Source organism: Streptomyces sp. NPDC026377 (assembly GCF_055567715.1).
In genome coordinates, this window is record NZ_JBVHPV010000010.1 from 1 (window position 1) to 12,723 (window position 12,723).

At 72.2% G+C, this 12,723-nt stretch carries 18 protein-coding genes; 5 read left to right on the forward strand and 13 right to left on the reverse strand.

The window, feature by feature from the left end; genetic code table 11:
• Positions 1-258: 258 nt before the first annotated feature.
• The 3 genes from ACZ4MU_RS21070 to ACZ4MU_RS21080 form a co-directional block, all read right to left on the reverse strand.
• On the reverse strand, positions 259-633 hold the full coding sequence (locus ACZ4MU_RS21070) for a hypothetical protein (protein WP_467878699.1): 375 nt from the start codon (positions 631-633) through the stop codon (positions 259-261).
• 37 nt (positions 634-670) lie between these two features.
• Positions 671-1,054: a glycine cleavage system protein GcvH gene (gcvH, locus tag ACZ4MU_RS21075; protein WP_467878702.1), complete on the reverse strand. Its 384-nt coding sequence runs from the start codon at positions 1,052-1,054 to the stop codon at positions 671-673.
• A 186-nt stretch (positions 1,055-1,240) separates the two neighbouring features.
• Positions 1,241-2,764, reverse strand: coding sequence for a chitinase (locus tag ACZ4MU_RS21080; RefSeq protein WP_467878704.1), 1,524 nt, complete (start codon positions 2,762-2,764; stop codon positions 1,241-1,243).
• Positions 2,765-3,120: 356 nt separating this feature from the next.
• On the opposite strand from ACZ4MU_RS21080, the gene ACZ4MU_RS21085 reads away from it, so the two are divergent.
• Positions 3,121-3,483 (forward strand): cupin domain-containing protein, encoded by a 363-nt coding sequence (locus tag ACZ4MU_RS21085; protein ID WP_467878706.1) that lies wholly within the window; start codon positions 3,121-3,123, stop codon positions 3,481-3,483.
• Between the two features lie 112 nt (positions 3,484-3,595).
• On the opposite strand, the gene ACZ4MU_RS21090 is transcribed toward ACZ4MU_RS21085, so the two are convergent.
• The gene (locus ACZ4MU_RS21090; RefSeq protein WP_467878709.1) at positions 3,596-4,333 is read right to left on the reverse strand and encodes a class I SAM-dependent methyltransferase; all 738 of its coding nucleotides are present in this window, start codon (positions 4,331-4,333) and stop codon (positions 3,596-3,598) included.
• Between the two features lie 276 nt (positions 4,334-4,609).
• Positions 4,610-4,882, reverse strand: a complete 273-nt coding sequence (locus ACZ4MU_RS21095) for a DUF1876 domain-containing protein (RefSeq protein WP_467878712.1) — start codon at positions 4,880-4,882, stop codon at positions 4,610-4,612.
• 137 nt (positions 4,883-5,019) lie between these two features.
• On the opposite strand from ACZ4MU_RS21095, the gene ACZ4MU_RS21100 reads away from it, so the two are divergent.
• Both ACZ4MU_RS21100 and ACZ4MU_RS21105 read left to right on the forward strand, forming a co-directional pair.
• A complete protein-coding gene (locus ACZ4MU_RS21100) occupies positions 5,020-5,283 on the forward strand; it encodes a UBP-type zinc finger domain-containing protein (protein WP_467878715.1) in 264 nt (87 codons plus the stop codon).
• Positions 5,284-5,425: 142 nt separating this feature from the next.
• Entirely contained in the window at positions 5,426-5,962 is a 537-nt protein-coding gene (locus ACZ4MU_RS21105; RefSeq protein WP_467878718.1) for a GNAT family N-acetyltransferase, read from the forward strand.
• A 31-nt stretch (positions 5,963-5,993) separates the two neighbouring features.
• Here the strand turns inward: ACZ4MU_RS21105 and ACZ4MU_RS21110 are convergent, their stop codons facing one another.
• Complete coding sequence (locus tag ACZ4MU_RS21110) at positions 5,994-6,758, reverse strand: alpha/beta fold hydrolase (RefSeq protein WP_467878721.1); 765 nt, start codon at positions 6,756-6,758, stop codon at positions 5,994-5,996.
• Between the two features lie 34 nt (positions 6,759-6,792).
• Positions 6,793-6,960 carry a hypothetical protein gene (locus tag ACZ4MU_RS21115; RefSeq protein WP_467878724.1) on the reverse strand — a complete coding sequence of 56 codons (168 nt, stop codon included), beginning with the start codon at positions 6,958-6,960 and terminating at the stop codon, positions 6,793-6,795.
• A 190-nt stretch (positions 6,961-7,150) separates the two neighbouring features.
• Between ACZ4MU_RS21115 and ACZ4MU_RS21120 the strand changes: the two genes are divergently transcribed.
• Positions 7,151-7,747 carry a TetR/AcrR family transcriptional regulator gene (locus tag ACZ4MU_RS21120; protein WP_467878726.1) on the forward strand — a complete coding sequence of 199 codons (597 nt, stop codon included), beginning with the start codon at positions 7,151-7,153 and terminating at the stop codon, positions 7,745-7,747.
• On the opposite strand, the gene ACZ4MU_RS21125 is transcribed toward ACZ4MU_RS21120, so the two are convergent.
• The gene (locus ACZ4MU_RS21125; RefSeq protein ID WP_467878729.1) at positions 7,735-8,985 is read right to left on the reverse strand and encodes an MFS transporter; all 1,251 of its coding nucleotides are present in this window, start codon (positions 8,983-8,985) and stop codon (positions 7,735-7,737) included. The two genes, ACZ4MU_RS21120 and ACZ4MU_RS21125, sit on opposite strands and share 13 nt — an antisense overlap.
• Before the next feature lie 148 nt (positions 8,986-9,133).
• On the opposite strand from ACZ4MU_RS21125, the gene ACZ4MU_RS21130 reads away from it, so the two are divergent.
• Complete coding sequence (locus tag ACZ4MU_RS21130) at positions 9,134-10,099, forward strand: LLM class F420-dependent oxidoreductase (RefSeq protein WP_467879332.1); 966 nt, start codon at positions 9,134-9,136, stop codon at positions 10,097-10,099.
• Positions 10,100-10,389: 290 nt separating this feature from the next.
• Here the strand turns inward: ACZ4MU_RS21130 and ACZ4MU_RS21135 are convergent, their stop codons facing one another.
• From ACZ4MU_RS21135 to ACZ4MU_RS21155, 5 genes are all read right to left on the reverse strand, one after another.
• Positions 10,390-10,743 (reverse strand): DUF5133 domain-containing protein, encoded by a 354-nt coding sequence (locus ACZ4MU_RS21135; RefSeq protein WP_467878731.1) that lies wholly within the window; start codon positions 10,741-10,743, stop codon positions 10,390-10,392.
• Between the two features lie 55 nt (positions 10,744-10,798).
• Positions 10,799-10,975 carry a CsbD family protein gene (locus ACZ4MU_RS21140; RefSeq protein WP_406555088.1) on the reverse strand — a complete coding sequence of 59 codons (177 nt, stop codon included), beginning with the start codon at positions 10,973-10,975 and terminating at the stop codon, positions 10,799-10,801.
• Positions 10,976-11,107: 132 nt separating this feature from the next.
• Entirely contained in the window at positions 11,108-11,281 is a 174-nt protein-coding gene (locus ACZ4MU_RS21145) for a hydrophobic protein (protein WP_467878734.1), read from the reverse strand.
• A gap of 131 nt (positions 11,282-11,412) precedes the next feature.
• Positions 11,413-12,381: a cation diffusion facilitator family transporter gene (locus tag ACZ4MU_RS21150; protein ID WP_467878737.1), complete on the reverse strand. Its 969-nt coding sequence runs from the start codon at positions 12,379-12,381 to the stop codon at positions 11,413-11,415.
• Positions 12,378-12,698 (reverse strand): gas vesicle protein K, encoded by a 321-nt coding sequence (locus tag ACZ4MU_RS21155; protein WP_467878740.1) that lies wholly within the window; start codon positions 12,696-12,698, stop codon positions 12,378-12,380. The genes ACZ4MU_RS21150 and ACZ4MU_RS21155 overlap by 4 nt, the downstream gene beginning before the upstream one ends.
• Between the last annotated feature and the right edge of the window lie 25 nt (positions 12,699-12,723).

Sequence of the window (12,723 nt, forward strand, 5' to 3'; positions counted from 1 at the left end):
GCGTGGGGCCCCCGCCCCAGAAAACGCTCAACAACGGGGGGGTTGGGGCCGGGGGGGGGGGGGGGGGGGCCGCCCCGCGGGGGGGGGGGGGCCCCCGCCCCCGGGGGGGGCGCCCCCCCCCCCCCGGGGCCCCACGCCTGCTCAGAGCCTGTCTTTGAACCCCCGTCGTCCGCCCGGAGGGCGCAGCCACCCGTCCTGTGCACACCGCACGCGTGCGTGCCGGGTGTCGGGGCGCAGACGGGGTGCAAGGGCGGGCTTTCACGTCCCGGTGGCCGCCGTCGCTCGGCAGACGGGGCAGCGGTCCCTGCCGTCCCACCCGCGCCAGCCGAAGTCGGCGGGGGAGAGGGACTGGCCCTCCAACCCCTCGCGCACGGCGACCCGGTAGGCCCACTCACGCGGGGCGGCCCGGGTGGCGGCCTCCAGATCGGGCTCCGGCCCGGCGGTCTGCGCGAGGTGACGCATCTGTGTGAAGCACGCCTCGGCGGCGGAGACGAACTCCAGATACACCGCCCGCCGCCGCGCTCCCACCCCCCGCTCGCCCTCCCGGCGGAGCCGCAGGGAGTCCGCGAGCAGCGTCCCGGAAATCGCGATCGACCCACCGCTGAGCGTCGCGACGAGCGTGCCCCAGTCCACCTCGGCCCCCCGCCTCCGCCTGCGCGCCCGCCCTTTCTCAGGCACCCGTGGCCGCGTGGTACTGCTCCGCCGTGAGGAGTTCCCGCGTCGACTCGCCCTCGGCGGGGGAGAGTTTGAAGAGCCAGACGCCGTACGGGTCGGTGTTGACCGTCTGCGGGGTGGCGACCGCGTCCGCGTTGGTCTCCACGATCTCGCCGGCCAGGGGCGCGTAGATGTCGTTCGCGGCCTTCACCGACTCCACCGTGCCGACCGCCTCCTTGCGGGAGACGCTCTTTCCGGCGTCGGGCAGGTCGAGGAACTCGATGTCGCCGAGGGCCTGGCGGGCATAGTCGGTGAGGCCCACCGCGAACACGCCGTCGCCCTCATCTCGGACCCACTGGTGGAACAGGGTGTAGCGCAGGTCGGCGGGGATGTTCGACATGCTCGGGCTCCATTCGGCACACACGGCACATGTAGGTGTCGTCCGCTGCGGACGATCACTGAGAAGCTTGCCGGGCCGGTGGCCCGGAGGAGACGCTTTTGAGACACCGGATTGCACCGCGTCCACACGCGGGGGTGCCCGGCGCGGAGGACCGCACCGGACACCGTCGCGTCAACCGCGCTGTGCTCAGCAGGTCCCCAGGTCCTGCCAGACACCCCACTCACCGGTGGTGCCGGGCTCCTCGCCCTGGGTCCACCACTTGGCCTTCCAGGTGTGGCCCTTGTGCGACACCTGCGTACCGCCGGTGTACACGGAGGTGCGGTTCCACGGCGTCGCCGTGCACTGCTGGCCGCTGCCGCCGGTGATGGTCAGGGTGTACGTCGCCGAGTGGCTCGCGGAGGCGTTGGAGCCGGTCACCGTGAGGGTGTACGTGCCCGAGACGGCCGCCGAGGTCGTGGTCACGGTCAGGGTGGAGGAGCCGCCCGCCGTCACCGAGGTGGGGCTGAGCGAGGCCGTCACCCCGGCCGGGGCGCCGCTGACGCCGAGGTTCACCGACTGCGCCTGACCGGCCGTCACCGCGGTCTTGACCGTCGTCGTGGCCGAACCGCCGGCCGTCACCGACCCGGTGGCGGGCGAGGCCGTCACCGAGAAGTCGTTGGCGGGAGCGGTGCTGCCCGAGGTGAAGGGCTCGAAGATGTGGCTGAAGTCCCAGGTGTTCTGCTGGATGCCGGAGCAGTTGTCCGCGGCGGCGCCGCCGGGGCAGCCGCCGTTGTCGCGCTGGAGCGCCCAGAAGGAGAGGGTGTTGATGCCTTTGGAGACCGCCCAGTTGTACACCTGGGTGGCGTTGGCGAGTGTGAACGTCTCGGCGGGGCCGAAGTCGTCGACGCCCGGCATCTCGGTGACGCCGATCATGCCCCACAGCTGGGCCGGGGTCTTGCCCGGGTAGAGCTGGGCGAGCTGGTTGTACAGCCCCTGGGCCGCCGTCTGCGTGTCGTTGGCCATGTTGTGGGCGGCGTTGTCGTAGTAGTCGAACGTCATGAGGTTGACGACGTCCACACGCGCCCCGTTGCTCACCGCGTTGCGCAGCACGGCGAGGCCGCTGGGGGCCAGGCCCGAGGTGGTGGTGGGGAGGGTGTAGGAGATCTCCACCTTGCGGCCGCCCGCCGCCGCCCAGTCCTGGACCTGCTTGATCGCCTTGTTGCGCCGGTCGATGCCCGCGCTGTTGTCCAGCGAGTCGACCTCGATGTCCATGTCGAGCCGGGAGACGTCGTAGGTCGTGATGACCTTCTCGTACGCGGCGGCGATCTGGTTGACGTCGGTGCAGCTGTCGGCGATCTCGGTGCCGGTGGTGTCCGCGGTGTAGCCGCCGAACGAAGGGATGACGTCCCCGCCGCGCGACTGGATGGTCTTGATGTCGGCGCCGAACGTGGAGGAGGCGATCGGCATACCGCTGTCGCCGTTCCAGTACGGCGTGCAGGAGCCCTTGGACGCCGTCTGGATGAACGCCATCGTCAGGTGCTTCGCGCCGGACTGGGCGGCCAGGGCGGCGGGGCTCTCGCCGGTCCAGGCCTCGAAGTAGGGAGCGAAGACATGGGCCGGCAGGGGGGTGGCGGCCTGGGCGGAGCCGCCGCCGAGCACGGCGAGGCCCGCCGTGGCCACGGCGGTGACGGTCGCGGTGACAACCGCGCGGAGGGTACGCATGCGTCTCATGTCTGTCCAAGGTGTGAGGGGAGGGCCCGCCAATTCCCGTGGGGCGCAGCGGTGTTGGGTATGGGATATCCCCGTGATCAGAGGCATGTCAATGGACTGGACCAAAACAGGACTAGACCAATTGTGGGCAGAGGGCGGGTACGGCATGGGTCACCGGGGGTGGTGCGCACTGGACCACTGCCCCGGGAAAATCGCGGGGCGTGAGCGGTCCCGCGCCCGGCGCCGAGACCGGCACCGCCCCGAAGCGGCTCGCCCCATCACCCGGACGGTCCATGCCGTTCGCGGCCCTCCACGGTCCTGGTTACGTTCGGAGCGTCGTTCGTTCCCCCGCCCCGCCCGCCCGAGGAGAAGCGCCCATGGCCGGTCTCGTACGCAAGAGTTTCGAAGCGCCGGAAGAGGTCCGTCCGTTCGAGGACGGCAAGGGGCGTCTGGAGCTGATCAACCTCGGCGGGGGACAGGTCGGCAGGGCGACGTTCGAGCCGGGCTGGCGCTGGTCCGAACACGTCAAGCCGATCGCGCAGACGGACAGCTGCCTGGTCGCCCACGCGGGGTATGTGATCTCCGGACGGATGAAGGTCGTCATGAACGACGGCCAGGAGGAGGACTTCGGCCCCGGCGACTACCTGAACGCCGCGCCCGGCCACGACGCCTGGGTCCTCGGCGACGAGCGGTGCGTCATCGTGGACTGGATGGGCTACTCGGACTACGCGCAGCGGTAGCCGTACGCACCGTCCTCCCCGCAAACGCGGACGCACCGTGCCCCCTCCAGCGGGGAGGGGGCACGGTGCGCCGCCGCGGCCGTTCGGTGAACGGCCTGATTCCATCGTTCCGTTACCCCACGGACTCGCGGCGGAAGAGCGCCGTCCACAGGTACGGCTCACCGAATCGGGGTGAGTCCGAAGGCTCGTCGCGCATACGGCGCAGTTCGACCTCCGCGAGGTCGGAGAAGATCCAGCGCAGGGACTGCGGGGTGTACGCGAGGCCGCCGTGGAGCCCGTTCTGGCGGTAGAAGTCGCCGTCGGGCAGCTCGGAGCCCATTTCGCCGGACGCGAAACACGTGAGCGAGAGGTGGCCGCCGGGCGCCAGTACCCGGTCGAGCAGGTCGAGGTAGCTGATACGGCGGTGCGGTGGCAGATGGTGGAAGCAACCGGAGTCGTGGATCAGGTCGTACGGACCGCTCAGCGCCGTGTCGGCGAGCGTGAACGCGTCACCGCGGTGGAAGCGGATGTCGGCCCCCGCCTCCTTGGCCCGCTCCTCGGCCCACTCGATGGCCCCGGGGGAGAGGTCGACGGCGTCCACCTCGAACCCCAGCGAGGCGAGGTGCAGCGCGTTGCGCCCCGGCCCGCACCCCAGATCGAGCGCCCGGCCCGGGCTGATCAGACCGCGGTCGAGATACGTGACGAGGTTCTCGTCGGGCTTGGCCACGAAGAACGGCACCGGTTTGGTGTGGTCCGCGTAGAACTCGTCCCACCAGGACGCCGCACCGGCGGTCCAGCGGTCGGCACCGGGTGCGAACAGGCCGTCCATGAGCCCCAGCACGTCGTCGATGGTGCGGATGTTCCGGTCCATCCGGTCCCCCCTCTGCCTGTCCTGTGATCGTAGGTTTGAACAGCATGAAAGGCCAGATCAGACAGGGTGCGGGGAGGCCGTGGACGGCCGCTTGGGAGCCTTGGGCGGTGGGGGCGGGGACTCCACCCCGGGGTGGGGGCGCGCTGCCGTCCCGCCCCCCGCCCGCGGTCGTCACGGGGGCGGGTGACAGGGAGTTGGAGAGGATTTCTCGACGAAATTGACGAGGTTTACGGGCTTGCGCCCCCGCCCCGGGCTCCGGGGCGCGGCAGGGCTGTTTCAGCGGGTCAGCGGACGGGTCCGGTGGCCCGTCGCCTCGTCGATCTCGGTGTGCGCCTTCTGGAGCAGTTGGGACGCCAGGTCCATCAGGACCCGGGAACCGGCGATCTCCTCCCCGACCCGCACCTGCTCGGGGTCCAGGGGGTGGCGCATGGCGTAGCCGCGCCCCTTCAGCTCGGTGCGGTCGGCGAGTCTGAGCAGGCCCACGGCGCTGGTGCGGTTCCCCACCTCGGAGAACTCCAGCTCCACATGCCACCCGGCGGATGCGGTCATGGCGGTCACCTCCAGGGCTCGCCCACGTACTCCCAGGGTCCCTCCCCGGCGACCCGGAAGCGAGCGGTGACGGCGTGCGGCCGGTCCCGGGCGTTCCTACCCTGGAGGACGCAGCAGCCGCCCCGACGGAGGACGCGATGACCACCGAGCCCGACCCGCATCTGGCCATGATCCGCGACGTGCAGCCCCGCACCCCGGAGGGATGCGAGGACTGTCTGCGCGAGGGATCGCCCTGGGTCCATCTGCGGCTCTGCCTCGTCTGCGGCCACGTCGGCTGCTGCGACTCCTCCCCTCGGCGCCACGCCCGCGCGCACGCCGCGACCGAGGAGCACCCCGTCATGCGCTCCTTCGAACCGGGCGAGGACTGGCGGTGGTGCTTCGTCCATGACGCCCTGGTCTGACCGCCGACCGACCGGGCTGTCCGACCGCCCACCGCCCGGCTCGATGCCGGCCGTCCCACCACGTGGAGAACGGCCGCCGCACGTACCCCCGCCGCCCGGAGGCGGCGAAACCGACTGGCCCGGGCCGTGTTTCCATGACGCGGTGAGAGAAGAGAGCCCCGCCCCGTCCCACGGCCACCCGTGCGTCCGCCCCCGGACCGACCGCGACCTGGACGCGTGTGTCCGGGCGCTCGCCGCCGTCCACGAGCGCGACGGCTACCCCGTCGACTGGCCCGAGCGCCCCGCCGACTGGCTCGCCCAGCCCTCGCTCTCGGCCTGGGTGGCCGAACTGGACGGCCGGGTGGCCGGGCATGTGGGTCTGTCGCTCGGCGGTACGGGCGATGTGGCACCCGGTCTGTGGAGCGCCCGCGCGGGTGCGGACCCCGACGCGACCGCCGTGGTCGGCCGGCTCTTCGTCGCTCCCGGGGCGCGTGGCCACGGCATCGGACGGCTGCTGCTGACCCGCGCGGTGGACGAGGCCCGGGCGCGCGGCCTGCATCCGGTGCTCGACGTGGTGGCCTCGGACACCGCGGCGATCGCCCTGTACGAGCGGATGGGCTGGGAGCTGCTGGCCGAGGTCGAGCAGGAGTGGGGGCCCCGGCGGGCCGTGGTCGTCCGCTGTTACGCGGCGAACCGCTGACGGCGCCGGGGCCCCCGGACCCCGTACGTGCTCAGACCGCCGGGTGCGTCTCCCGCAGGAAGCCGACGAGCAGGGAGTTCACCTCGTCGGGGCGCTCCAGGCTGGGCAGATGGCCCGCCCAGGGCAGCGCGACGTGGCGGGCGTCGGCCAGCAGACCGGTGAGGCGGACGGCGATGTCGTGGAAGTCCGCGAAGTCGTGGTCGCCGGAGACCAGCAGGGCCGGGGCCTTGATCGAGGCGGGGTCGGTCTCCACCCTGATCTGGCCGAACTCCTCCTCGGCGGCGAGCTGGACGTCGAAGGCGTTGCGCTGCATCAGGCGCACCTGCTCGCGGACCGCCGCGTCGGCCTCCGGACCCACCCAGGCGTCCACGTTGAGGTCGGTCGCCCCGGCTATGTCACCCGCCTCGATCAGCGTGTCCTCGCGCTCGCCGAACGCCCGCAGCTCGGCGCCGGGTTCGTGCCCGGCGAGCGCGGTGCAGAGCAGCGCGAGGGAGGCGACCCGCTCGGGCCGGCGGGCCGCGATCTCCAGCGCGACCCGGCCGCCGCCGGAGGACCCGACCAGCGCCGTGCGTTCGATACCGAGGGTGTCCAGGAGGGCGACGACGTCCTCCGCGTTGCTGTACTGCCGGTCGGGCATGGGGGTCTCGCCGAAGCCCCGCAGGTCGCAGCGGACCACCTGGTAGCCGGCGTCGACGAGCGCGGGCACGTTGGGCTCCCACATCCGCCGGTCGCAGACCGTCGAGTGGAGCAGGAGAACCGCCGGGCCGCTTCCGGCCACATCATGGGAAAGAGTCACCGCGCCACAGTAGAGGCCTGTTCCGTTTTACGCATCACCGTTTTCCCGCTGCCAGCGAGTCGGCCGGGTGCTGCGCCTCGGCCCCGTCACCGGCCGCGGGCAGCGTGGCCACCGGCCACCAGAAGTCGTCCAGGATGCCGTCCTCGGTGGCTGCGTCGGTCTCCGGCCGTTCGCCGGTCGGGCGTCGAGTCAGTCGAGTCATACCGGCAAGTGTGCTTCCTGGAGGGGGCGTTGGGGAGTCGATTTCTAGAACAGTCTTCTACAGGTCGGTGGAGATCGCTGCGCTAGGGTTGCCGCCATGGCAGACAGCGTCGCGACCGGTGCCCCCTGGCGCACCCCAAGTGCCCGAGCACGACGGAACGGGCCCGGCGGGCACCGCGCGGAGTGCGGCCGTGTCGCCTAGGCAGCAGCGGGGCGAGGCCACGATCGACCGTCTGCTGACCGCGGCGCTGCGGGTGTTCGCCGAGTCGGGACAGCAGGGGTTCACCGTCAGCGCCGTCACCCGCGCCAGCGGAGTCAGCCTCGGGAGCCTCTACCACCACTTCGGCAGCTTCGACGGCCTCGCCGCCGCCCTCTACACCCGCTGCATGGAGCAGCTGTTCGACGAGATGACCGCCGTGCTCATGCGGGCCCGCACCGCCCGCACCGGCATCCGCGCGCTCGTCCAGTGCTATCTGCGCTTCACCGAGGAGCACCCCGACGTGGCGCTCTTCCTGCACGCCTCCGCCTACTCCGGCTATCTCGCCGCCCACGCCGACGAGATCCGCCGGGTCAAGGCGGACAAGCTGGCCGCGATCGCCGCCTGGCTCGGGCCCCGTATCGAGGCCGGCGAGATCGCGCCGCTGCCGTCGCCCCTCATCGACGTCCTCGTCCTCGGCCCCCCGGCCGAAACCGCTCGCCGGTGGCTGTCGAGTACGTACGACATCGACCTCGCCCAGGCCTACCGGCTCCTGCCGGACCGGGTGTGGCGCTCGCTTCAGCCGGACTGACCGGACGGGACGGTGACCGGGGCCGGGCGGGCGGACACCGCTCGGTGCGCGCCCCGGCGGGCCGCGGGTCCCATCGCGTACGACGCCACCAGGATCAGCGCACCGAGAACGAGCCAGCCGGGGCCGCCCCAGTCCACCAGCAGGGCGGTCAGCAGGAGCGGGCCGAGGGTGCGGGCGATGGTGACGCCGGTGCCGAACAGGCCCTGGTACTCGCCGATCCGGTCGGCGGGGGCCAGGTCGAAGCCGATCTGCCAGGAGCCCGCCGAGTGCAGCATCTCGGCGACGACCAGGAGCACCGAACCGGCGACGAGCGCCGCAGCGGCGGTCCACGGCTTCTCGCCCGTGGCCGACAGGGCGAAGACCGCGCAGGCCGCGAGCATCACCGCGCCGGAGCGGCGCACCGCACGCACGGCGGTCGCGAGGCCCGAGACCCCCCGGGCCGTCCGCACCTGAAAGAGCATCACCGCACCGGTGTTGAGCACGAAGAGCGCCGAGACCAGCCAGGCCGGCGCGGTCGTGCGCTGGGTGATCCACAGCGGGATCCCCAGGCTGAGCAGCGGCATCCGCAGCAGCAGCACCGTGTTCAGAAGGGTGACGACGACGTACGGCCGGTCGCCGAGGACCGACGGGCCGCGCCGCGCGCCCCTGGGCGGCGGCACGGGTACGACGCGGGGCAGGCGGGTCAGCAGCAGCGCGCAGAGGAGGAAGCTCGCCGCGTCCAGGGCGAAGACCGTCAGATACGCACCGGTCGTGCCCGCGTGCAGGGCAAGCCCGCCGAGCGCCGCGCCCACGGCGAGTCCCGCGTTGAGCGTGGCCTGGAGGCGGGCCAGGGTCGCCGTCCGCTCGGCCTCGGCCACCAGGCCCGCGAGCAGCGACTGGCGGGCCGCCGCGAGCCCGGACTGGGCAGTGGCGTAGAGGCAGGCGGCCAGGAGGAACGGGACGAAGGAGCGGACCACCAGGAACGACGCCACCGAGGCGCTGGTCGCCAGGGCCAGCAGCACCGCCGTCCCCCGGGGCCCGCGCCGGTCCGCGAGCCGGCCGAGCGGTACGCCCGCCACCGAGCCGACGGCCCAGGCGAGGGTGAGCCCCAGACCGATCCGCGCCGGGGCAAGCCCGACGACGCGGGTGAAGTACAGGGCGGAGGTCACGAGGTAGGCGCCGTCGCCGACGGAGTTGGTCAGTTGGGCCAGCCCCAGAAGACGGCGGGGGCCCGCGGGGGACACCTGGTGGGTCGTCATGAACAGGACACTATGGCCCGGGTGGCCCCTTGCTCTGGTCCATTTCGCAGGCCGTGGAGTGGGCCATTCGCGGGCCTCCCGCAGGGCGGTGACCACGATGGCCCAGCCAGGAGGTTTTCGATCCGAGGAGCCAGGTAAACGTGTGGTTATGGTGCAAATCGGCTACACGATGATGACCGAGCAGACCGGCCCCCGCGCTCTCGTCTCCGACCTGGTCGCCGCGGAACGTGCCGGCTTCGACTTCTCCGTCACCTCCGACCACTACTTCCCCTGGCTGGAGTCCCAGGGCCACGCCTCGTACGCCTGGAGCGTGCTCGGGGCGGCCGCCCAGGCCACCACGCGCATCCCGCTGATGACGTACGTCACCTGCCCAACGGTCCGCTACCACCCCGTCGTCGTGGCGCAGAAGGCCGCGACGATGCAGCTGCTGTCCGAGGGGCGGTTCCGGCTCGGCCTCGGCTCCGGCGAGAACCTCAACGAACACGTGGTGGGCACCGGATGGCCCTCGCCCCAGGTCCGCCTCGACATGCTGGACGAGGCCGTCGACATCATCCGCGCCCTCTTCGAAGGCGGCAACGTCAACCACCAGGGCACCCACTTCGACGTGTCCAACGCCCGGCTGTGGGACCTGCCGGACGAGCCGCCGCCCATCGGCATCGCCGTCTCGGGCGAGGTCTCCTGCGCGCTGGCGGGCCGGTCCGCCGACCTCGTCATCGCCACCGAACCCAAGGCGGAGCTGCTCCAGTCCTTCGACCGGCACGGCGGCAGCGGCAAGCCCCGGGTGGGGCAGCTGCCGGTCTGCTACGACCCCGACCGGGACGCGGCGATCGCCCGCGCCCACGACCAGTTCCGGTGGTTCGCCTCCGGCTGGCCGGTGAACTCCGAGCTCCCCGGCCCGTCCGGCTTCGAGGGCGCCACCCAGTTCGTCACCCCTCAGGACGTGGCGGAGTCCATCCCGTGCGGCGACGACGTCGACGCCTTCGTGGACGCGGTACGGCCGTACGTCGAGGCGGGGTTCACCGAGGTCGCCCTCGTCCAGATCGGCGGCGAACACCAGCTGCCCTTCATCCAGTGGGCGGAGACGAAACTGCTGCCCGCCCTGCGTGAACTGTGACACCGCCCTCCCCTCCCGGACACCACCCCCTCCCGTGGGTGCGCGGTGGCGCCCGCGCTGCCTGAAGGGCGCGGAGGGCGCGGAGGGCCCGGCTGCCGGCGAACCACAGGACCGGGGGTGGGGCGCTGCTGGGCGTGGTCGGCACCGCCCCGGCCGCCGTCCCGGCGCCGTCCCGGTGGCCATGGCCATCGGCATCGTCCTGGACGAGCGTGTCTTCTCCAGGACTTCTCCGGGACGGACTCGTCCTGGCGTACCGGTCGTACACCGTACGACCGGTACGCCAGCGAGCCCTACCTGGATGCCGACGGCGGGGGAGCCGTCGGGGCGAACGGGGGGCGCGGCGCGGGGCGGCCGAGGGCCAGATAGCGCTCGGCGGCGTGCACGGCCTCGCGTGCGGTGCGCTCGCCCATGAGCACACAGAGCGTGTAGGCGGTGTCCTCGAAGCGTCTGCGCAGGGCAGGCTCATGGGGCTGGACGAGGACCGCGCGTTCGTGCGCCCGGTAGTGCGAGAGCAGCCGCGCGAGGGTCTCCTTGTCGGGCAGCAGCATCATGTCCTCCTGAACATGGGGCGGGCCCAGCCCACCCATCCTGACCGGGTTCGGCGAACCGCGCGAGCCGTAGGGCTGCTCTGTGTGACCGGCCATGGGAACGGGGCCCCGCGAAGTGGCCTTCGCGGGGCCCCGCAGGACCGGGAGCCGGTTACTTCTTGAAAGCGTCCTTCGCCTTCTCCTTGGCCTGCCGGAGGTCACCCTTGGACTTCTCCGTGCGGCCCTCGGCGGTCTTGCTCTCGTTTCCGACCGCGCGGGCCACGGTCTCCTTGACCTTTCCCTTGGCCTGCTCGGCCTTCGCCTTGGCCTTCTCGTTCTTTGCGGTCACGGTACTCACACCCCGATCTCGTGGAATTCGGCGGTCACGTACGAGTGGCCGTGCGGCCGTCCTCGAACGCGTACAGCAACAACGTCTGTCTCACTTCGTCCGTCGCGCCTCGCTGACTGCTCCGGAGTCGTGTCACCACCGGTACCAGCGGCCCCGGCGCCCACGGCCGCCACCGGCGGGACGTGCGACAAAGCCGACGAGCCACAGGACGAGGACGACGAGGGCGACCCACCACAGGACCTGGAGTGCGAAGCCGGCGCCGAAGAGAAGCAGCGCGAGGAGCAGAACGACAAGAAGGGGAACCATGCCATGCACCTCCTTCCCCCCGGGTGCCCCTGCCCGGCGGTGTCATGCACAGCGAATTACGGATTGAATTGCGGACAGGGGCTTTTCCAACGCGTCGCCGCTGGGCGAATGCGCCGCCGGAGAAGGCCGGTTCAGGCGATACGGTCGCCCCGCGCCCGGGCGTTGGCCGTCGGCGCGTCCGTCACGTCGAGGAAGACCTGGTCGGCGTCCGGCCAGATATGGGCCACCGAGGCCTTGATGCGCTCGCTGACCAGTTCGATCTCCTCGCTCTCCATCCCCGGCATCAGGTCCACCCGCGCCGCCACGAGGGCGGAGTCGGTGCCCAGCCGCATGGTGAGCAGCGCCTCCACGCTGTCGATCTCGGGCTGGGCCTCCAGCAGCGCCTGGATGCGGTCGCGCATCTCGGGGTCGACCGCCTCACCGATGAGCTGGTCGCGGGCCTCCTTGCCGAGCCGGTACGCCACGTATCCCAGGAGCAGGCCGATGGCCAGCGAGGCCGAGCCCTCCCAGACCGACTGGCCGGTCGCCATGTGCAGGGCCATCCCGATCATCGCGAGGACGACGCCGAGCACGGCCGTGCCGTCCTCCGCGACCACCGTGCGCAGCGCCGGATCGCTCCCGATCCCGCCCGGCTGTGTCCGCACCTGGTGCAGGGCCCGCCACAGGGACGCGCCCTCGGCGACCAGGGCCACCGCGAGGACGACGAGCCCGGCGATGTAACCGGAGTGCGTCTCGTGGGCGCCCGAGCGCAGGGCCTCGATGCCCTGGAAGACGGAGAAGCAGCCGCCCATCACGAAGATGCCCACCGCCGCGAGCAGGGACCAGAAGAAGCGTTCCTTGCCGTAGCCGAAGGGGTGGCGGCGGTCCGGCGGGCGGCGGCTGCGGCGCAGCGCGGCCAGCAGGAACACCTCGTTCAGGCTGTCCGCCATGGAGTGCGCCGCCTCCGAGAGCAGCGCGGGGGAGCCGGCGAGGACACCGCCCGCCGCCTTCGCCGCCGCGATGAGCAGGTTCGCGCCGAGCGCGACGAAGACCGTGAGCCGGGTACCGGAGTCCTTGCTCCCGCCCGGTCCGGCCGCCCTGCCGTCACCGTTCTCGCTCACCGCCCGCCCTCCTCGTGTCCGCCGTCGCCGGCGGCGGGCTCCACGGGCAGCAGCGGGCCGAGCGGACCCAGGTCGATGTTGAGGTCCTCCGGCCGCAGCCCGAACTTCGACCTGAGCTCGCCCATGCGGTCCTCAAGCAGCATCAGTGTCAGGCCGATGCGCTCCTCCTGGTCCTCCGTGAGCTCACCGGTCTCCACCCGCCGCAGCGCCTGGCGCTCCATCAGCTGGCGGAGCAGCTCGACCACGGTCAGGACCAGCCGCGCCAGATCGCGCTCCACGGTGTCCGGGTCCAGCTCGACCCGCCTGGGCCCGCTCACGCGTCCTCCCCGGGCAGGGGGCGGA